Source organism: Nocardioides faecalis (assembly GCF_018388425.1).
GTDB classification, from domain to species: Bacteria; Actinomycetota; Actinomycetes; order Propionibacteriales; family Nocardioidaceae; genus Nocardioides; species Nocardioides faecalis.
The window spans coordinates 49,971-68,416 of record NZ_CP074406.1; the positions used below are offsets into that span (position 1 = coordinate 49,971).

General features: G+C 72.1%; 16 protein-coding genes. 13 read left to right on the top strand and 3 right to left on the bottom strand.

Annotated elements, in window-relative coordinates; translation table 11 throughout:
- The first annotated feature begins 65 nt into the window (after window positions 1-65).
- From KG111_RS00245 to KG111_RS00255, 3 genes are all read left to right on the top strand, one after another.
- On the top strand, window positions 66-1,235 hold the full coding sequence (locus KG111_RS00245) for a GGDEF domain-containing protein (RefSeq protein ID WP_205291200.1): 1,170 nt from the start codon (window positions 66-68) through the stop codon (window positions 1,233-1,235).
- Between the two features lie 165 nt (window positions 1,236-1,400).
- Window positions 1,401-1,997: a nitroreductase family protein gene (locus KG111_RS00250; RefSeq protein ID WP_249666228.1), complete on the top strand. Its 597-nt coding sequence runs from the start codon at window positions 1,401-1,403 to the stop codon at window positions 1,995-1,997.
- A gap of 46 nt (window positions 1,998-2,043) precedes the next feature.
- Window positions 2,044-2,535, top strand: coding sequence for a glutathione peroxidase (locus KG111_RS00255; RefSeq protein ID WP_205291199.1), 492 nt, complete (start codon window positions 2,044-2,046; stop codon window positions 2,533-2,535).
- Window positions 2,536-2,605: 70 nt separating this feature from the next.
- On the opposite strand, the gene KG111_RS00260 is transcribed toward KG111_RS00255, so the two are convergent.
- Window positions 2,606-5,005, bottom strand: a complete 2,400-nt coding sequence (locus tag KG111_RS00260; protein ID WP_205291198.1) for an MMPL family transporter — start codon at window positions 5,003-5,005, stop codon at window positions 2,606-2,608.
- 66 nt (window positions 5,006-5,071) lie between these two features.
- On the bottom strand, window positions 5,072-5,656 hold the full coding sequence (locus KG111_RS00265; protein WP_205291197.1) for a TetR/AcrR family transcriptional regulator: 585 nt from the start codon (window positions 5,654-5,656) through the stop codon (window positions 5,072-5,074).
- A gap of 114 nt (window positions 5,657-5,770) precedes the next feature.
- Between KG111_RS00265 and KG111_RS00270 the strand changes: the two genes are divergently transcribed.
- From KG111_RS00270 to KG111_RS18395, 9 genes are all read left to right on the top strand, one after another.
- On the top strand, window positions 5,771-6,268 hold the full coding sequence (locus tag KG111_RS00270; RefSeq protein WP_205291196.1) for an NfeD C-terminal domain-containing protein: 498 nt from the start codon (window positions 5,771-5,773) through the stop codon (window positions 6,266-6,268).
- Window positions 6,269-6,362: 94 nt separating this feature from the next.
- Window positions 6,363-7,889: a flotillin family protein gene (locus KG111_RS00275; RefSeq protein WP_205291195.1), complete on the top strand. Its 1,527-nt coding sequence runs from the start codon at window positions 6,363-6,365 to the stop codon at window positions 7,887-7,889.
- 132 nt (window positions 7,890-8,021) lie between these two features.
- On the top strand, window positions 8,022-9,380 hold the full coding sequence (locus KG111_RS00280; RefSeq protein WP_205291194.1) for a cytochrome P450: 1,359 nt from the start codon (window positions 8,022-8,024) through the stop codon (window positions 9,378-9,380).
- Between the two features lie 110 nt (window positions 9,381-9,490).
- Window positions 9,491-11,056 carry a fatty acid desaturase gene (locus tag KG111_RS18520; protein ID WP_349772011.1) on the top strand — a complete coding sequence of 522 codons (1,566 nt, stop codon included), beginning with the start codon at window positions 9,491-9,493 and terminating at the stop codon, window positions 11,054-11,056.
- Between the two features lies 1 nt (window position 11,057).
- Complete coding sequence (locus tag KG111_RS00290) at window positions 11,058-11,252, top strand: ferredoxin (RefSeq protein ID WP_205291193.1); 195 nt, start codon at window positions 11,058-11,060, stop codon at window positions 11,250-11,252.
- Between the two features lie 7 nt (window positions 11,253-11,259).
- Window positions 11,260-11,871: a TetR/AcrR family transcriptional regulator gene (locus KG111_RS00295; protein ID WP_205291192.1), complete on the top strand. Its 612-nt coding sequence runs from the start codon at window positions 11,260-11,262 to the stop codon at window positions 11,869-11,871.
- A 56-nt stretch (window positions 11,872-11,927) separates the two neighbouring features.
- Complete coding sequence (locus KG111_RS00300) at window positions 11,928-13,169, top strand: M15 family metallopeptidase (protein ID WP_240195628.1); 1,242 nt, start codon at window positions 11,928-11,930, stop codon at window positions 13,167-13,169.
- Between the two features lie 102 nt (window positions 13,170-13,271).
- Window positions 13,272-14,444, top strand: a complete 1,173-nt coding sequence (locus tag KG111_RS00305) for a CaiB/BaiF CoA transferase family protein (RefSeq protein ID WP_205291191.1) — start codon at window positions 13,272-13,274, stop codon at window positions 14,442-14,444.
- A gap of 291 nt (window positions 14,445-14,735) precedes the next feature.
- Entirely contained in the window at window positions 14,736-16,238 is a 1,503-nt protein-coding gene (locus tag KG111_RS18395) for a DEAD/DEAH box helicase (RefSeq protein WP_205291190.1), read from the top strand.
- Window positions 16,239-16,326: 88 nt separating this feature from the next.
- Here the strand turns inward: KG111_RS18395 and KG111_RS00315 are convergent, their stop codons facing one another.
- Complete coding sequence (locus tag KG111_RS00315) at window positions 16,327-17,079, bottom strand: MerR family transcriptional regulator (RefSeq protein ID WP_205291189.1); 753 nt, start codon at window positions 17,077-17,079, stop codon at window positions 16,327-16,329.
- Between the two features lie 146 nt (window positions 17,080-17,225).
- On the opposite strand from KG111_RS00315, the gene KG111_RS00320 reads away from it, so the two are divergent.
- Entirely contained in the window at window positions 17,226-18,437 is a 1,212-nt protein-coding gene (locus KG111_RS00320) for an acetyl-CoA C-acetyltransferase (protein ID WP_205291188.1), read from the top strand.
- The last annotated feature ends 9 nt before the right edge of the window (window positions 18,438-18,446 follow it).

Consider the following 18,446-nt stretch of genomic DNA (forward strand, 5'->3'; position numbering starts at 1 on the left):
CCGGTGGCCCTGACCTGCAGGGCAGGCGGGTCCGGGGCGCCGACGTCGCCCTTTGGAGTCCCCTCGTGCTCGCACTGTCCCTGTCCTTCGCCGCGGTCTCGGCCGCACTGGCCCTCGCGGCCCTGCTGTGGCGCCGCCCGGACTCGGTGCTGCTCGCGGTGGCGCTGGGGTGCGCAGGGGCGTGGTGCCTGCTGAAGTCCGAGCAGTGGACGGGCGAGGAGCTGTGGACCTCGGTGCACTGGCTGCCCGCCGTGGCCGGCTGGTGCGGGGCGCTGCTGGTGCTCAGCCGGCGGATGACCACCCCGCGATGGCGGCCGAGGCCTGCGCTCGCGGCGGTCCTCGTCGGCGTCCCGCTGCTGGTCGCCGCCGTCGACCTGGCGCTGAGCGACCTCGACGTCCTCGGTGGCTGGGCCGAGGTCGGCGGACGGCGCGACCTCGTGCCCGGTCCGGGCTGGTACGTCGTGGTCTTCTACGACACCCTCCTGGTCTCGGCCACGCTCTACTTCCTGATCGCCCGGCTCACCACCTCCGCGGGCCGCGACCGGTGGGTGGTCGTCACGGTGCTCGCCCTGCTCGGCGTCACCGCGGTCGCCCAGGCCGCCCCGAGCGGCACGGACCACATCAGCCTGTTCGCGGCGCTGGCGACCTGGGCGCTCGCGTACGGCGTCCTCGTGGAGCGGCTCACCGAGGTGCCGCCCGCCGGGAGCGTGGGCGGGCTGCCGCGCCTGGACCCGGTCACCGGCTGCCTGGACCGCGCCTCCCTCGACGCCGCGCTCGGCCACGCGCTCACCCTCGCCGAGACCACCGGGCAGCCGCTGAGCCTGGCCCTGCTCGACGTCGACGACCTCAAGACCGTCAACGACCGCGACGGCCACCTCGCCGGTGACCGGGTGCTGCGCGGCCTCGCCGAGTCGATCGGCGAGGCCCGGATCCCGGACGCGGTGCTCGGACGCTTCGGCGGCGACGAGTTCGTCCTCCTGCTGCCGGGGCGCGACGCCGCCGAGGCCACGCAGGTGCTGTCCGAGCTCCGCAGCGACTGCCGCGGCCCGGCCCGCCTGCCCGACGCCAGCACCCTGGGCGTCACCTTCAGCGCCGGCGTGGCCAGCCACCTGCCCGGCGGCAGCACACGCGACCTGCTCGAGGCCGCGGACCGCGCCATGTACCGCGCCAAGGCGGCCGGCAAGGACCGGCATGCCACCGACGCCACCGCCACCGACTCCCCGGCCCGCAGCTGACACCGCCGCCGCGGTGTGGACGCCTCGATGTGGGGGGCCGGAGTCACGAGTTCTCTCCTCGGGCATCCGTGGCGCCGGGGCCTGGGCTGGATCTGAGCCCGCCCCGCCCCGGCCGGTGCACCGGGGTGCGGTGGCCGCGACCAGGCACTGGGGAGAATCGGCCGGGTGAACCCCGTGCCGACCAGCGAGCCGATGCGCTCGCGCTGGAGCCCGAGCGTCTTCGACGCGACCCACGAGCTGGGCGACGACCAGGTCACCCGGCTGCTGCAGGCCGCCCAGTGGGCGCCGAGCGCCGGCAACGCCCAGCCGTGGCGCTACCTGGTCGCGCCGCGTGGCAGCCGGGCGCACCAGGTGCTCGTCGCCCACCTCAGCCGGGGCAACTCCGGCTGGGTGCCCCGGGCGTCGGTGGTGCTGCTCGCGGTCGCGGTCACCGAGCCCGACGCGAAGAAGCCGCGCGACCCCGCCTACGCGGTGCACGACCTGGGCCAGGCCAGCGCCCACCTCACCCTGCAGGCGCACGCCATGGGGCTCGCCGCGCACCAGTTCTCCGGCTTCGACCACGACGCGGTGGCCGCGGAGCTGGGCCTGCCCGAGCACGCCCGCCTGCTCGCCGGGATCGCGGTCGGGGTGCGCGGCGACCCGGGCGCGGTCAGCGAGCGGGACGCCGAGCGGGACAGCCGCGAGCGCACCCGCCGCCCGCTGGCTGAGACCGCCTTCGGTGACGCCTGGGGCACGCCGTGGCCGGGCCTGACCGAGAGCTGAGGACGAGTCCGGGTCGAGGTGCACCCTGACCTGTCAGGATGCAGGGGTGACCACACTCCACGACTTCTCCGCGACCGCCATCGACGGCAACGAGGTCGACCTCTCCGCCTACGACGGCAAGGTCGTCCTCGTCGTGAACACCGCCTCCAAGTGCGGCCTGACCCCGCAGTTCGAGGGCCTGCAGGAGCTGTACGACGCCTACGCCGACCAGGGCCTGGAGATCCTCGGCTTCCCCTGCGACCAGTTCGCCAACCAGGAGCCGGGCACCGAGGACGAGATTGCGGACTTCTGCCAGCGCAACTACGGCGTCTCGTTCCAGATGTTCTCCAAGGTCGACGTCAACGGCGGCGACGCGCACCCGGTGTTCCGGTGGCTGCGCGAGCAGCAGGGCGGGCTGCTGGGCAACAAGATCAAGTGGAACTTCACGAAGTTCCTCATCGGCAAGGACGGCACGGTGCTGGACCGCTACGCGCCGACCACCAAGCCCGAGAAGCTCACCGGCGACATCGAGAAGGCACTGGGCCGCCCCGGCGCCTGAGACACACGCCCCGAGACGTACGACGCCCCGCAGCCGGTCGGCTGCGGGGCGTCGTGGTGTCGCGGCGGGATCAGGCCCCGGCGTACTCGCGGTCCTTGTCGTCCTTGTCGTCCTTGTCGTCCTTGTCGTCCTTGGCGTCGTGGGCGTGGACGTTGACCGGCACGGAGTCGCGCTCCAGGGACTCGCCCTCGACGTCGACGTTCGGCAGGATCCGGTCCAGCCACTTCGGCAGCCACCAGACCTTGTCGCCGATCACGTAGATCAGCGACGGGATCAGCACCATCCGCACGACGAAGGCGTCGAAGACGATGGCCAGCGCGAGGGCGAAGCCCATCGACTTGATGATCGCGTCGTCCTCGAGGACGAAGCCGGAGAAGACCGCGATCATGATCGCCGCGGCGGCGGTGACCACCCGGGCGCTGTTGCGGAACCCGTCGACGACGGCCTCGTGGGTCGACAGCCCGTGCACGTGGGCCTCCCGCATCCGGGTGACCAGGAAGACCTGGTAGTCCATCGCCAGGCCGAACACCACGCCGATCACGAAGATCGGGATGAAGCTGACGATCGGCTGGCCCTCGAAGATCCCGAACCAGCCCTCCTGGAAGATCGCCACGGTCGCGCCCAGCGTGGCCAGCACCGAGAGCAGGAAGCCCAGGGTGGCGGTCAGCGGGATCAGGATGGAGCGGAACACCAGCGTCAGCAGGATGAACGCCAGGCCGATGACCACCGCCAGGTAGACCGGCAGGGCGCCGTTGAGCTGGTCGGAGACGTCCGTGGTGATCGCGGTGAGCCCCGTGACGCCGACGGTGGTCCCGGTGGCGGCCTCGATGTCACCCTCGGTGTCGCGCAGGGTGTCGAGCAGGTCCAGGGTGGCCGGGTCGTCGGGGCCCGAGGTCGGCGTGAGCTGGATGATCGCGCCGGTCGCGGGACCGGTCGGGGCGCCGTCCTTGCCCAGCGGTGCGTTGGTCGCCACCATCTGGGCGTTGGCGACCTCGTCCTGCTCCGAGGCCCAGGCGACGACCTCGTTGAAGGCGGCGGTGCGCTCGTCGTCGTCGTCGATGTCGCGGCCGTCGACGACCACCACGAACGGGCCCTGGCGGCCGGGGCCGAAGGCCTCCTCGGTGAGGTCGGCGGCCTTGCGCTCGGTGGTCTCGCTCGGTGCGGTGCTGTCGCTGGGGAACGCCAGGTACATCTGCGAGATCGGCACGGCGATCGCGCCGAGCACCACCACGACGGCCACGATCCAGGCGACGGGCGCCTTCGCCAGCACGCGGGCCCACCGCACGCCGTTGTTCAGGACACGGCCGTGGTCGTCGCGCTTCGGGTTGTAGCGGCGGAACCGCCCGGCGAACGCCTTCGACTTCGTCATGCCCAGGATCGCGGGCAGGAGGGTGAGCGCGACCAGCACCGCGATCAGCACGGTCGCCGCCGCCGCGAGACCCATCGTGGTGAGGAACGGGATGCCGACGACCGACAGTGCGGCGAGCGCGATGAGGACGGTCAGGCCGGCGAAGACCACGGCCGAGCCGGCGGTGCCGACCGCGATGCCGGCGGCGTGGCGCCGGTCGTCGGTGTGGTGCAGCTCGGTGCGGTAGCGGGCCAGGATGAAGAGCGTGTAGTCGATGCCGACCGCCAGCCCGATCATCGTGGACAGCGCGGTGGTGGAGGAGTTGAGGTCCATGAACGCGGTCATCGCGCTCACGCCGGCCAGGCTCAGGCCGACGCCGAAGATCGCGTTGACCAGCGGCAGGCCGGCGGCCATGAAGGAGCCGAAGGTCAGCAGCAGCACGAGCAGCGCGATGCCGAGGCCGATCAGCTCGGCGGTGCCGCCGGGCGTCTCGAAGACGGCCATGCCCTGGCCGTTGGCCTCGACGGTGAGGCCGGACTCGTCGCTGGTCTCGGCCAGCAGCTCCTTGAGCTCCTCCACCGAGGTCGGCTTGAGGTCGCCGACGGACTCGACGTCCCACTCGAACGACAAGGTGCCGATCCGGCCGTCCTTCGACAGCGGGGAGAGCGCAGCGGCGTTGTCGCGCGCCTGCGCCACGTCACCGCCGGCCGCCTTGGCGCCCTTGACGAAGGACTTCTCCAGCTGCTCGGCCGCGACCGTGGGGTCGGCCAGGCCGGCCTGCGGGGCCTCGGGGTCCATCTGCGGCAGCTCGGGGATCGCGGCGATCAGGCCGGCGATGGCGTCGGCGTACTCCGGCTCGTCCAAGGTGCTGCCCTCGGGCGCGGCGACGACCACGTTGACCGTGGCGTCGTCGAAGGCGCTGCCCGCGTCGGGGAACAGCTCCTGCTGCATGTCCGCAGCCTTCTCCGAGGGGATCCCGGGGATCGTGAACTCGTCGCTGAACGGCTTGGCGGCCGAGGCGGCGATGGCGCCGACGGCGACGATGAGCACCAGCCATCCGGCGATGAAGAGCGGCCAGCGCCGGAAGGCGGTGGAGCCGAGTCGGTAGAGCAGGCGGGCCATGGTCAGGTCTCTCCTGGGTGCGTCGTGCGCCGGGGGTTCACCGGCCGCGCGGGTGGGGTGCGGGGGTCAGCTGAGCACGGCGCGGGCGTCGATGACCGCGTCGTGGAAGTGCTCGGAGAAGGGGCGGTCCGGCTGGGCCTCGGCACGCTCGGCGGCGTTGTCGAAGATCGCGACCACGAGGTTGGTCAGCAGCCGGGCGCGGGCGGGGTTGAAGGCGTCGCCCTCGCGCTGCTGCATGAGGTCGACGAACTCGTCGGTGATCGCCGTGAAGCGCTCGTGCACCAGCTTGATCAGTACGACGTCGCTGAGGATGGCGTTGCGGCTCGCCGAGAACATCTCGTCGGTGGTGTGCGCGGCGATCATGTCCGCGGCCAGCGCCAGCGCGTCGGCGAGCAGGTTGCCTGTCGGGCCGCCGGCGACGAACACCTCCGCCTGCTCGCGGTCCAGGTACAGGGGCGGGCCCAGCACGATCTCGGCCTTGCCGTCGAAGTAGTTGAACACGGTGCGCCGCGAGACCCCGGCCTCCTCGGCGAGGTCGTCGACGGTCCAGCCGTCGTACCCCTTGTCCAGCGTCAGCCGCAGCGCGCACTGCTGCAGACGCTGCGCGGTCTGGTGCCGCTTGGCCTGACGGCGGTTGGGGGTGGCGGGCACGGGCACGATTCTTGCACTGCCCCCCAAAAAGTGCACAAATGTGATGCCGGTCACCATCTCCGCGCGCCGCGTTCCCGGCTACGATCGCCGCATCCCACTATCCCCGGAGGGTTCGTGACCGTCTTCCTGGTCGTCGGCATCGTCGGCATCGTCGTGCTCGCCCTGTCCCTGGTGGTCGGCGACCTCTTCGACGGAGCCTTCGACGCCCTCGAGGGGGACTGGATCTCCACCGCCGTCATCGGCGGCTTCGTCTCCGCCTTCGGCTTCGGCGGGGCGGCCGCCGACGGCGCCGGGCTGCCCCTGCCGCTCGCGCTGGGGGTCGGCGCCGGCTCCGGGCTCGTGGTCGGCTGGTTCGCCTGGTGGCTGACCCGCCTGGTCAAGGACAGTCCCAGCGACGCCACGCCCTCGATCACCGACTCCGTCGGTCGCTCCGCGCGCGTGGTCACCGACATCCCCGCCGACGGGTACGGCGTGGTCCGCGTCGTGGTCGGCGGGCACACCATGCAGGTCAACGCCAGCGCGCTGCAGCCCATCCCCGCCGGCGCGACCGTCGACGTCACCGGGGTGCTGTCCCCGACCGCGGTGAGCGTCACCCAGGTCTGGCAACCCTGAGCCACCCGGCTGCCCCGAGCTCGACCCGCGGCGCCCACCCGGCACCGCACCCAGCCCCGCACCACCCACCCCGCCCCGAGTGAAAGTGGAGTTCATGAGCTCATCCGTCCTGGTGCCGATCGCCGGCATCGTCGTCCTGCTCGTCCTGCTGGTGCTGCTGGTCACCAGCCGCTACAAGGTGGCCGGGCCCAACCAGGCGTTCATCGTCACCGGCCGCAAGGGCAAGGCGGTGATCAACCCGGAGACCGGCGAGCTGTCCACCGACCTGTCCGGGCAGAAGGTCGTGCTCGGCGGCGGCGTCTTCGTGGTGCCGTTCGTGCAGAAGCTGGCCACGATGGACCTCTCCAGCCGCCGCATCTCGGTGCAGATCCGCGGCGCGGTCTCCGGGCAGGGCATCAAGCTCAACCTGGACGGGGTCGCGATCGTGAAGGTCGGCGGCAACGCCGACCAGATCCGGCTGGCCGCCCAGCGGTTCCTCTCCCAGCAGGCCGACATCGAGCCGTTCACCCAGGAGGTGCTCGCCGGCGCGCTGCGCTCGATCGTCGGCGGCCTGACGGTGGAGCAGATCATCCGTGACCGCGCCGCGTTCGCGCAGCGTGTCGCCGACGAGTCGGAGAGCTCGCTGACCGGGCAGGGCCTGATCCTGGACGCCTTCCAGATCCAGGACGTCACCGACGACGGCACCTACCTGGCCGACCTCGGTCGCCCCGAGGCCGCGCGCATCGAGCAGGCCGCCTCCATCGCCGAGGCCGAGGCCCGCCGGGCCGCCGAGCAGGCCCGGATCCGCGCCGAGGAGGAGATCGCCATCGCCCAGCGCCAGCTCGCGCTGAAGCAGGCCGAGATCAAGTCCGAGACCGACGCCGCCTCCGCGCAGGCCGCCGCCGCCGGCCCGCTGGCCCAGGCCGACCGCGACCAGGCGATCCTGCTGGAGCAGGAGAAGGTCGCCGTGCGCCAGGCCGCGCTGACCGAGCGCCAGCTCGAGACCCAGGTCCGCAAGCCCGCCGACGCCGAGCGCTACCGCGTCGAGCAGGAGGCCGAGGCACGTCGTACGGCGGAGATCGCGGCGGCCGACGCCCGCAAGGCCTCGACCATCGCCGCCGCCCAGGCCAAGGCCGAGGAGACCCAGCTGTCCGGTGAGGCGGAGAAGGCGCGGCGTGCCGCGCTCGCCGAGGCGGAGGCCATCGAGGGCATCAAGCGCGGTGAGGCCGAGAAGGGCCGCCGTGTGGCCGAGGCCGACGCGCTGCGCGCCGAGGGTGAGGCGCAGGCCGCCGCGACGCTGGCCATCGGTCAGGCCGAGGCCGAGGCGATGGACAAGCGCGCCGAGGCGTTCGCGCACTACAACGACGCCGCCGTGCTGCAGATGCTGATCGAGGTGCTGCCGCAGATCGCCAAGGAGGTCGCCTCCCCGATCGCCGCGATCGACCAGCTCACCATCCTGTCCACCGACGGCGCCGGCGCGCTGCCCAAGCAGGTCACCGACAACGTCACCCAGACGCTGCAGATGCTCAAGACCTCCACCGGTCTGGACCTGGAGTCGCTGATCCACCGTTCGGTCGACAAGGCCGCGACCGGCATGGGCGTCGTGGAGCGCAAGCCCGCTCCCGCCGACCCGCCGGCCTGACCCGCCTGCCTGAACCGCCTGCCGACGACCCGCCGCCGACCGCGGCGGGTCGTCGGGTTTTCCTCCTGCGACGCCCACGCCCCGCGGCGCGGGGGTGTTGTCCGCGCGGGCGCGGCGCAGGATGCTGTGCCGATGGCCGACCGCGCGCTGCTCCCGCCCCTGCCCGACGCCTTCTCCGACCGACTGACCACCGCACGCTCGTACGCGACCTGGCTGCTCGCCCACGGCGTGCAACGGCGGCTGCTGACCCGCGCGGCGGCCCGCGGCGACCTGATCGCACGGCTCTCGGTGGACCCGCAGGTGGTCGCGGACCCGTTCGCCACCTACGAGCAGCTGCGCGCCCGCGGCCCGCTGAGCGACAACGGCCTGGTGCACGGCACCGTCGACCACGCGGTGTGCAACGAGGTGCTGCGCAGCGACGCGTTCAACACCGGCGGCGGGCACGCGGAGCTGCCGGTGCCGCTGCGCCGGCTGTTGCACCGGCTGCTCGACCCGGCCGCGCTGGGCCCGATCGACCCGCCGTCGATGCTCGTGGTGGACCCTCCGGTGCACACGCACTACCGCAAGCAGGTGGCCCGGGCCTTCACCGCGCGCAAGGTCGGCCGCCTGGCCGACCGGGTGGAGGTGGTGGCTGAGCGGCTGCTCGACGAGCTGGCTGGCACCGACGAGTTCGACCTGGTCGAGCGCTACGCCTCGCTGCTCCCGGTGGCGGTGATCGCCGACCTGCTCGGGGTCTCCGAGGCCGACCACGGCCTGCTGCTGGAGCTGGGCAACCGGGCCGCCGTGACGCTGGACCCCGCGCTGACCTGGCGGCAGTACCGCACCGCCGACACCGCGCTGCGCGACATGCACCGCTGGTTCGCCGACCACGTCGCCTCGCTGCGCCGCGAGCCCGGGGACGACCTGATCAGCCAGCTCGCCACCGACACCGGCCCGGACGCCCTGGACGAGGTCGCGCTGCACCAGGTCGGCCTGCTGGTGCTCGGCGCCGGGTTCGAGACCACGGTGAACCTGATCGGCAACGCCGTCGTACTGCTCGACGCGCACCCCGACCAGCTGGCCTGGCTGCTGGCCGACGACGAGCGCTGGCCGGGCGCGGTCGAGGAGGTGCTGCGCCATCAGTCGCCGGTCCAGGTGACGCTGCGCGCGGCGAACACCGACGTCGAGGTCGCGGGCCACACGCTGCGCAGCGGCAGCGGCGTGCTGCTCTTCCTCGGCGGCGCCAACCGCGACCCGGCGGTGTTCACCGACCCGGCCGCCTTCGACGTCGCCCGGCCCAACGCGGGCGAGCACCTGGCGTTCTCCGCCGGCGTGCACTTCTGCCTCGGCGCCAGCCTGGCCCGGCTGGAGACCGCGGTGGCCCTGCGCGTGCTCTACCGCCGCCACCCGCAGCTGCGCCTGGCCGGGGCGCCCGCCCGGCGTCGTACCCGGGTGCTGCGGGGGTTCGAGCAGCTGCCCGTGACGACGCGGGCGCACAGCAGCGTGGGCTGAGCCGCGTCCCCCGCCTCGCTTTACAAGTCACAAGGTCTTGTCAAAACCCTTTACAAGTCATACCTTCTTGTCAACGCCATGCTCCGGCTCCGACGCGAAGGCAGGGATCGATGACGACCTCCAGCACCCCTCACCCCGGCACCTCCGGTCCCGGTGGCCCCGGCCCCACCCGGGTCGCCGGCACCGTCCCCGAGGGCTCCACCGAGCGCTGGAAGGACCGCAAGCGCTACCTGTGGCTCCTCGGCCTGATGATCCCCGGCTTCGCGTTGGCCGCATTCGTCGCCTACGCCGAGCTCGGCTGGTCGTGGGTGCTGTGGATCGGCCCGATCCTGGTCTTCGGGGTGATCCCGGTCCTCGACCTGCTGGCCGGCCTCGACCCGACCAACCCGCCGGACGACGTGATCGAGGAGCTCGAGAACGACCGGTACTACCGGTGGGTCGTGTTCATGTACCTGCCGCTGCAGTACCTGGCCTTCTTCGGCGTCATGGCCATGGTCGCCGGGCTCAACCCGATCGCCGAGGTTGCCCAGCTGCTCGGCGTCGAGGGCTGGGTCGCCACCCACCTCGGCGCCGACCTGGTGCGCGACTTCGACCTGTCCGTGCTGGACAAGGTCGGCCTCGCCGTCTCCCTCGGCATGATCAGCGGCATCGGCATCAACACCGCCCACGAGCTCGGCCACAAGAAGGAGTCCGTCGAGCGCTGGCTGTCCAAGATCGCCCTGGCGCCGTCGTTCTACGGCCACTTCTACATCGAGCACAACCGCGGCCACCACGTCCGCGTGGCCACCCCCGAGGACCCCGCGTCCAGCCGGCTCGGCGAGAACGTCTACTCCTTCTGGTTCCGCAGCGTCACCGGGTCGCTGAAGAGCGCCTGGCACCTGGAGGCCCGCCGCTACGCCCGCAAGAAGACCCACCCGTTCCACCTCGGCAACGACGTCCTCAACGCCTGGCTGATGTCGGTGGTGCTGTTCGGTGCCGTCCTCGCGCTGTTCGGCATCGGCACGCTGCCCTACCTGCTGATCCAGATGGTGATCGGCTTCTCGCTGCTGGAGGTCGTCAACTACCTCGAGCACTACGGCATGAAGCGGCAGAAGGTCGGCACCGGCACCCGGCAGCGCTACGAGCGGGTGCTGCCGATGCACTCGTGGAACTCCAACAACATCGTCACCAACGTCTTCCTCTACCACCTGCAGCGCCACAGCGACCACCACGCCAACCCCACCCGGCGCTACCAGACGCTGCGCGACTTCAAGGAGTCCCCGGCCCTGCCCACCGGCTACGCCGGCATGATCGACCTGGCCCTGGTGCCGCCGCTGTGGCGCAAGGTGATGGACAAGCGGGTGGCCGCGCACTTCGACGGCGACATCACCCTGGCCAACATCCAGCCCGGCAAGGAGGCCGCCTACCTGGCGAAGTTCCCGCCGCCCGGTGAGGCCGACACGACCAAGGACGACGAGTTCGCGCAGTCCTTCGCCGGCGAGGTGCTCGCCGCCCGCTGCCCGAGCTGTGGCTACGTGTACGACGTCGCCGCCGGTGACGAGCACGAGGGCTTCGCGGCCGGCACCGCCTGGAACGACATTCCCGACGACTGGTTCTGCCCCGACTGCGGCGTGCGCGACAAGATCGACTTCGTGCCGTTCGACCCCGCCCTCGAGCAGGTCCGGGCGGAGGCCTGAGATGCGCATCGTCGCCGACAAGGGCCGCTGTGAGGGCCTGGGCATGTGCGAGGCCATGGCCGACGACTACTTCGAGGTCGACGACGACGACGAACTGGTCAACGTCCTGGAGCACTCCCCTCCGGAGCAGGACCGGGCGCACGTCTACGCTGCTGTGCAGGCGTGTCCCGTGCTCGCACTCACCTTGGAGGGCTGAACCCCCGATGCCGATCCTCGCGCAACCCGGTGCCGACCCCGACCTCCCTCCGGAGGCGCCGGCCACCACCCTGCGCGAGAAGCTCGTCGAGGCCGCCGTACGACGGATGACGCGGGAGGGCTGGGGCAAGGTCACCATGGCCCGCCTCGCCGACGACGTCGGCGTCAGCCGGCAGACGGTCTACAACGAGATCGGCACCAAGACCGACCTCGCCGAGGCGATGGTGCTGCGCGAGCTGGACCGGTTCCTGGCCGGGGTCACCCGCTCCTTCGACGAGAACCCGACCGACCTGATCGGGGCGCTGCGCGACTCCGCGCGCCGGGTGCTCAAGTACGCCCGCGACAACGCGCTGCTGCACGCGGTGGTCTCGGCCACCCACGGTGCCGACACCGAGCTGCTGCCGCTGCTGACCACGCACTCGGAGTCCCTGCTCGACGCTGCCAAGGCCGTGGTCGGCGAGCGGGTCGTCGACTACCGGGTCGACCTGCCCCCCGAGCGGCTGCAGGCCAGCATCGACATGGTGGTGCGGCTCGTGCTCAGCCACGTCATGCAGCCCTCGGGCGACCCGGCCGAGACCGCCGAGGGCATCGCCTGGATCGCGGCGCGGGTGCTTCGCTGAGCCGTTAGGCTCGCTTCGGGAGGGCTGCCGGGAGCTCCGGCGGCAGGGAGGGTGTCATGGGTCTGGCGCGACGACGCGTACGGCTGGCGGCAGGGTTGCTCGCCGGCGGCATGGTCGTCTCCCTGGCTGCCTGCGGCGCCTCAGGCGACGCCTCCGACGACCCGAGCAAGGCGGCCGCGACCGCCGACGGCCTCTCCGGGGGAGTGCCCAGCGACATCCCCAGCGACGCCGCCGACCCCGACCGCGCGGTCTCGGCGCCCGGCAAGTTCGACGGCACGCTGTACGGCGACGACCTCCTCGTGGTCAGCGACGAGACCATCGACACCGAGCTGCTGAAGCAGGTCACCGGCGTCACCGTGCGCGGCAAGCCCGGCGTCGCGGCGTACGAGCAGCTCTCCTACGGCCAGTTCTCGATCGAGAACAAGGTGTTCAACATCGCCGCGGTCGACCCCGGCCGCTACCGCGCCTTCACCGGGCAGCGCAGCGCGGAGTTCGCCGACCAGTGGGAGCGCCTCGCCGGCGGCGAGGTCGCCGTGGCCCAGCGGCTGCAGAAGGACCTGCCCGTCGACGACAAGGGCTACCTCGAGATCGGCAAGCACTCCATCCACGTCGGCGCCTACTCCCCGGCCGAGGTCGACAGTGTCGACGTCATGGTCAACGAGAAGTGGGGCGCCGAGCTCGACCTGCCGCGCCGCAACGCCGTGGTCATCAACACCGGCATCGCCTCCCCGCAGGCGGTGCGCGAGCAGATCGAGAAGAAGGTCGGCAAGGACAAGCTGTCGATCATCGCCCTCGACATCGTCGCGCAGCGCGGGCTCGACCTGGACACCTTCCAGACCGTGGTGCCGGTCGGCTCGTTCAGCGACGCCGTCGGCGTCTTCCGCTACAACCCCATCGGCGGCGGCCGGATCGCCCCCGACCCGGCCTGGGTGAAGAAGTACATCGTCACCGAGGCGGTCCCGATCCTCGGCCGGGTGACCTGCAACCGGCACATGATGCCGCAGCTGAAGGCTGCCCTCGCCGAGGTGCAGCGCCGCGGGCTGGCCGACGAGATCCACGCCGACGAGTACGCCGGCTGCTACTACCCGCGGTTCATCGCCGGCTCCAGCTCGCTGTCGAACCACTCCTTCGGCCTGGCCCTGGACTTCAACGTGCCCGGCAACCAGCGCGGCACGGTGGGGGAGATGAACCGCGAGGTCGTCGCGATCTTCAAGCTGTGGGGTTTTGCCTGGGGTGGCGACTGGTCCTGGACCGACCCGATGCACTTCGAGCTCGCCCGCATCGTCAGCCCCGGCTGAGCACCGCTCCGGCGACCGCTCCCGGCGACCGGTCCGGCGCCCGGGTGAGACCACCTGGCGACCGTGACACCATCACTGTCACGTTCGTGCCATGATCGGCCCATGACTCTCGCACTCGGTCAGGGAACCGGTCCGCTCAAAGGCCTCAAGGTCGTCGAGATCGCGGGCATCGGACCCAGCCCTCACGCCTGCATGATCCTCGCCGACCTCGGCGCCGACGTGATCCGGGTGGAGCGCCCGGGCGGCCAGATGCTCGCCGGCGGCTCGCACGACCTGCTCAACCGCGGCCGGCCCAGCGTCGCGCTGAACCTCAAGGACCCCGAGGCCGTCGCCACGGTCCTCGAGCTCGTGGAGTCCGCGGACGTGCTGGTCGAGGGCATGCGTCCCGGCGTGGCCGAGCGGCTCGGCTTCGGGCCCGAGCAGTGTCACGAGCGCAACCCGCGCCTGGTCTACGGCCGGATGACCGGCTGGGGCCAGGACGGCCCGTGGGCGCAGGCCGCCGGCCACGACATGAACTACGTCGCCATCACCGGCACCCTGCACGGCCTGGGCCAGACCAAGGACCGCCCGCAGTTCCCGACCAACCTGGTCGGCGACTTCGGCGGCGGGTCGACGTACCTGGTCATCGGCATCCTGGCCGCCGTGCTCGAGGCCAAGACCTCCGGCAAGGGCCAGGTGGTCGACGCCGCCATCGTCGACGGCACCGCCAACCTCAACGCGATGACCTCGGCGTTCCTCGCCGGCGGCGGCTTCGTCGAGGAGCGCGGCGCCAACCTGCTCGACGGCGGCGCGCCGTACTACGACATCTACGAGACCGCCGACGGCGAGCACCTGTCGGTGGGCGCCCTGGAGCCGCAGTTCTACGACGAGCTCATCGAGCTGCTCGGCCTCACCGACACCGCGCCGGACCAGATGGCCCGCTTCGACCCGGCCAACACCGAGAAGCTGCGTGCGCTGCTCACCGAGACCTTCAAGACCAAGACGCGCGACGAGTGGTCGGCGATCTTCGCGGGCACGGACGCCTGCGTCGCGCCGATCCTGCGGATGAGCGAGGCTCCCGAGCACCCGCACATCAAGGCCCGCGAGATCTTCGTCGAGCACGAGGGCGTGCTGCAGCCGCAGCCGGCGCCGCGGTTCTCCCGCACCGGCGCCTCGCTGTCCCTGCCGCCCGCGCCGAAGGCCGGAGCGCACACCCGCGAGGCGCTGGCCGCGTGGGGGATCAGGGACGTCGACGGCCTGATCGAGCGCGGCGCGGCGGTGCAGGTCGACGTCTGATCGCGGTAGTCCCTGACGAAAAGCACCCTCTGCCGACGGCAAACGGAGCTTTTCGTCAGGGACTACCCCCGCTTCGGGCCGGGCGCGGCGATGCGGCCTCTCGGCGCGATGCTCGCTATGGTGGGCGCACTGGTCCGGCCGGTCTTGCCCCGGATCCTCGCGCACCACCCCGGTGGTTCGCCCTCGAACGAGGCACCGCTTCACACGCTCCCGTCACCGGACGGGACAGCACGGCGAGACGCCCATTGAGGGGACCGCCGTGCTCTGCTGCGGTCTCCGGAGAGATTCACCTTGACTTCCACCTTCGCCGACCTCGGCGTGCCCGCGAACCTGCTCGCCGTCCTGACGGGCGAGCAGATCACCGTCCCCACCCCGATCCAGGCCGCGACGCTGCCGGACTCGCTGGCGGGACGCGACGTGCTCGGCCGCGGCCGCACCGGGTCGGGCAAGACCTACGCCTTCGGCCTCCCCCTCGTCGCCCGGCTCGCCGGTGACGCCCGCCGTCCGGCTCCGAAGAAGCCCCGCGCGCTCGTGCTGGCCCCGACCCGCGAGCTTGCCTCCCAGATCGCCGCGACCATCACCCCGCTGGCCAAGGCCGCCGGGCTGAGCACGACCACCGTCTTCGGCGGCGTCGGCCAGGGCCCCCAGGTCACCGCGCTGCGCAACGGCGTCGACATCCTCATCGCCTGCCCGGGCCGGCTCGAGGACCTGATCAACCAGCGGCACTGCAGCCTCGCCGACGTGCAGGTGACGGTGCTCGACGAGGCCGACCACATGGCCGACCTCGGCTTCCTGCCGGCCGTGCGGCGCCTGCTGGACCAGACCCCCGCCGACGGCCAGCGGATGCTCTTCTCGGCCACCCTGGACGGCGCGATCAACGTGCTCGTCAAGCGGTTCCTGAACAACCCCGCCGTGCACGAGGCCGACTCCGCGCAGTCGCCGGTGTCCAAGATGGACCACCACGTGCTGCACGTGGAGCGCGACCACCGGGTCGCGATCCTGCTGGACCTGGTCAGCGCGCCGGGCCGCACGGTCGTGTTCACCCGCACCAAGCATGGCGCCAAGGCGCTGGCCCGCCAGCTGAACAAGAACGGCGTGCCCGCGGTCGACCTGCACGGCAACCTCAGCCAGGGCGCCCGCACCCGCAACATGGAGGCGTTCCACACCGGCGCGGCGACCACCCTGGTGGCCACCGACATCGCCGCCCGCGGCATCCACGTCGACGACGTGTCGCTGGTCGTGCACGCCGACCCGCCGGCCGAGCACAAGGCCTACCTGCACCGCTCGGGCCGTACGGCGCGCGCCGGTGCCGCCGGCACGGTGGTCACCCTGATGACCTCCGACCAGCGCGGTGACGTGCGCGACCTGACCCGCGCGGCCGGCATCAAGCCGACCACGACCCGCATCGACGGCTCCACCCACCCGGTGCTCGCCCAGCTCGCTCCCGGCGAGCGGACGCGTCCCGGCGGCATCGACCTGGTGCCGGCCGGCTCCGGCGGCTCCGGCGGCTCCGGCGGCTCGGGTGGCGGCGGTCGTGGCGGCTCCGGTGGCGGTCGCGGACGTCGTACGGGCGCTGCCCGGCCTGCGGCCAAGAGCGGCGGCCCGGCGGGTGCGCGCTCCGGCGGTCGCGGCGGCGCGACCAAGCCTGGTGCCCCCAAGTCCGGCACGGCCAAGGCCGGCGCCCCGAAGTCCGGCGGCTCCGGCGCCGGTGGCGGCCGCGGCCGTGGCCGCTCGACCGGCGCGGGCTCCGGCTCCGGCGGCCACACCGCCGCCGGCTTCAGCGGTCGTCGCTGACCCAGCCGTCTCCGCGCCCCAAGAGAATTCGTCGCAGATCCTCGGAAATACGACGAATCCGCTTGGGGCGCGGTGCGTTTTCGGCGCCTCAGCCGGCGGTGGTACGACGTACCCGCGGGGGCACGCGCGCGGCGCGGGCCATGGCGGCCTCGTAGGCGCTGACCAGGCCGCCCACGGACAACGGCTTGAGCCGCTCCAGGATCTCGCGGAAGTGCTCGGAGTCGGTGTCGAGGTAGAGCGGGGCGAGCTTGTCGATGACCACCTGCGAGAGCTCCTCGGCCATCTGCCGGCCGTGCTCGGAGTAGACCGCGGCCGCGGCGACGGCCACCTCGCGGGGGAAGCCGAGCTCGAGCAGCCGCACCCCGATCGCCAGCTGGTTGCTGGCCACCAGGTAGACCTCGCCACGCAGCCGGAGCACACCGAGCGCCTGCAGCGTGGCGATGTCGTCGTCGTCCAGCTTCCGCCCGGCGCGGGTCTCCAGCGTCTGGTGGTCCATCTCCACCGGCAGGTCCGACTGCCAGGGCGCGAGCATGGTGCGCGCCAGCGAGATGTCCTCCGGGGTGGCCTCCTCGGGGATGCCGGCGACGTACCGCTCGATCGCCGAGAGCGTGAAGCCGTGGCTCTGCAGCTCCAGCACCAGCTCGATGCGGGCGACGTGGATGGCGGTGTAGTAACCGGAGCGACCGCGCCGGATCGGCGGTGGCACCAGGCCCCGTGCGGTGTAGAAGCGCACCGTGCGCACAGTGAGCCCGGTGCGCTTGGTCAGCTCCTCCAAGGTGAGCAGGTCCTCGTCCGTGACGTCGGGACTCATGTCCTCCACCCCACCCTCGCTCTTGACCATGACAGTAATAGTGTCACAATCATCGCAGGGACCACTCGTCCCGTCCCGGACACCAGGTCGGCGCGACGTGCGCGGACACAGAGCCCGGCACAGACTCGACTAAGACCCAGCAACGCCCCAGCAACGCCCGAACACCAAGGACGGTCATGGCAGAAGCATTCGTGTACGACCACATCCGCACCCCGCGCGGACGCGGCAAGGCCTCCGGCTCCCTCCACGAGGTGAAGCCGATCGACCTCGCGGTCGGCCTGCTCGACGCCGTCAAGGAGCGCAACCCCGACCTCGACCCCAACAACGTCGACGACGTCGTCCTGGGCATCGTGTCGCCGGTCGGCGACCAGGGTGCGGTGCTGCCGAAGACGGCCGCGCTGGCCGCCGGCTACCCCGACACCGTCGCGGGCGTGCAGATCAACCGCTTCTGCGCCTCGGGTCTCGAGGCCGTGAACCAGGCCGCCGGCCGCGTCCGCGGTGGCTTCGAGAACCTGATCCTCGCCGGTGGCGTGGAGTCGATGAGCCGCGTGCCGATGGGCTCCGACGGCGGCCCCTGGGCCCAGGATCCCGCCACCGCGCTCAAGGCGGCCTTCGTGCCGCAGGGCATCGGTGCCGACCTCATCGCCACCATCGAGGGCTGGAGCCGCGAGGACGTCGACGCCTACGCCGCGCAGTCGCACCAGCGCGCCGCCAAGGCGTGGGCCAACGGCTACTTCGACAAGGCCATCGTGCCCGTCAAGGACGTCGCCGGCCTGACCATCCTCGACCGGGACGAGACCATCCGTCCCGACACGACCGCCGAGGGCCTCGCCCGCCTCAAGCCGTCCTTCGCCCAGATCGGCAAGGACGCGGGCTTCGACGACGTGGCGCTCGAGAAGTACCACTGGCTGGAGAAGATCAACCACGTCCACCACGCCGGCAACTCGTCGGGCATCGTGGACGGTGCCGCGCTCGTCGTGATCGGCTCCGAGGAGGCGGGCAAGGCCAACGGCCTGACCCCGCGCGCCCGGATCGTCGCCACCGCGGTCTCCGGCGCCGACCCGGTCATCATGCTCACCGGTCCGGCCCCGGCCGCCCGCAAGGCGCTGGCCATCGCCGGCCTCGAGGTCAGCGACATCGACCTGTTCGAGATCAACGAGGCGTTCGCCGCCGTCGCCCTGCGCTTCATGCGCGACATGGGCATCAGCGACGAGATCACCAACGTCAACGGCGGCGCGATCGCCATGGGCCACCCGCTCGGTGCCACCGGCGCGATGATCCTCGGCACCCTCGTCGACGAGCTCGAGCGCCGCGACCTGCGCCGCGGCCTCGCCACGCTCTGCGTCGGCGGTGGCATGGGCATCGCCTGCATCGTCGAGCGCGTCTGACCCGCGCCG

Coding starts and splice junctions, on each gene's coding strand:
- KG111_RS00260 (WP_205291198.1), bottom strand. CDS start 5,005: ATGGCCCGCCTGCTCTACCGACTCGGCTCCACCGCCTTCCGGCGCTGG.
- KG111_RS00275 (WP_205291195.1), top strand. CDS start 6,363: ATGAGCTCATCCGTCCTGGTGCCGATCGCCGGCATCGTCGTCCTGCTC.
- KG111_RS00280 (WP_205291194.1), top strand. CDS start 8,022: ATGGCCGACCGCGCGCTGCTCCCGCCCCTGCCCGACGCCTTCTCCGAC.
- KG111_RS18520 (WP_349772011.1), top strand. CDS start 9,491: ATGACGACCTCCAGCACCCCTCACCCCGGCACCTCCGGTCCCGGTGGC.
- KG111_RS00290 (WP_205291193.1), top strand. CDS start 11,058: ATGCGCATCGTCGCCGACAAGGGCCGCTGTGAGGGCCTGGGCATGTGC.
- KG111_RS00295 (WP_205291192.1), top strand. CDS start 11,260: ATGCCGATCCTCGCGCAACCCGGTGCCGACCCCGACCTCCCTCCGGAG.
- KG111_RS00300 (WP_240195628.1), top strand. CDS start 11,928: ATGGGTCTGGCGCGACGACGCGTACGGCTGGCGGCAGGGTTGCTCGCC.
- KG111_RS00305 (WP_205291191.1), top strand. CDS start 13,272: ATGACTCTCGCACTCGGTCAGGGAACCGGTCCGCTCAAAGGCCTCAAG.
- KG111_RS00315 (WP_205291189.1), bottom strand. CDS start 17,079: ATGGTCAAGAGCGAGGGTGGGGTGGAGGACATGAGTCCCGACGTCACG.
- KG111_RS00320 (WP_205291188.1), top strand. CDS start 17,226: ATGGCAGAAGCATTCGTGTACGACCACATCCGCACCCCGCGCGGACGC.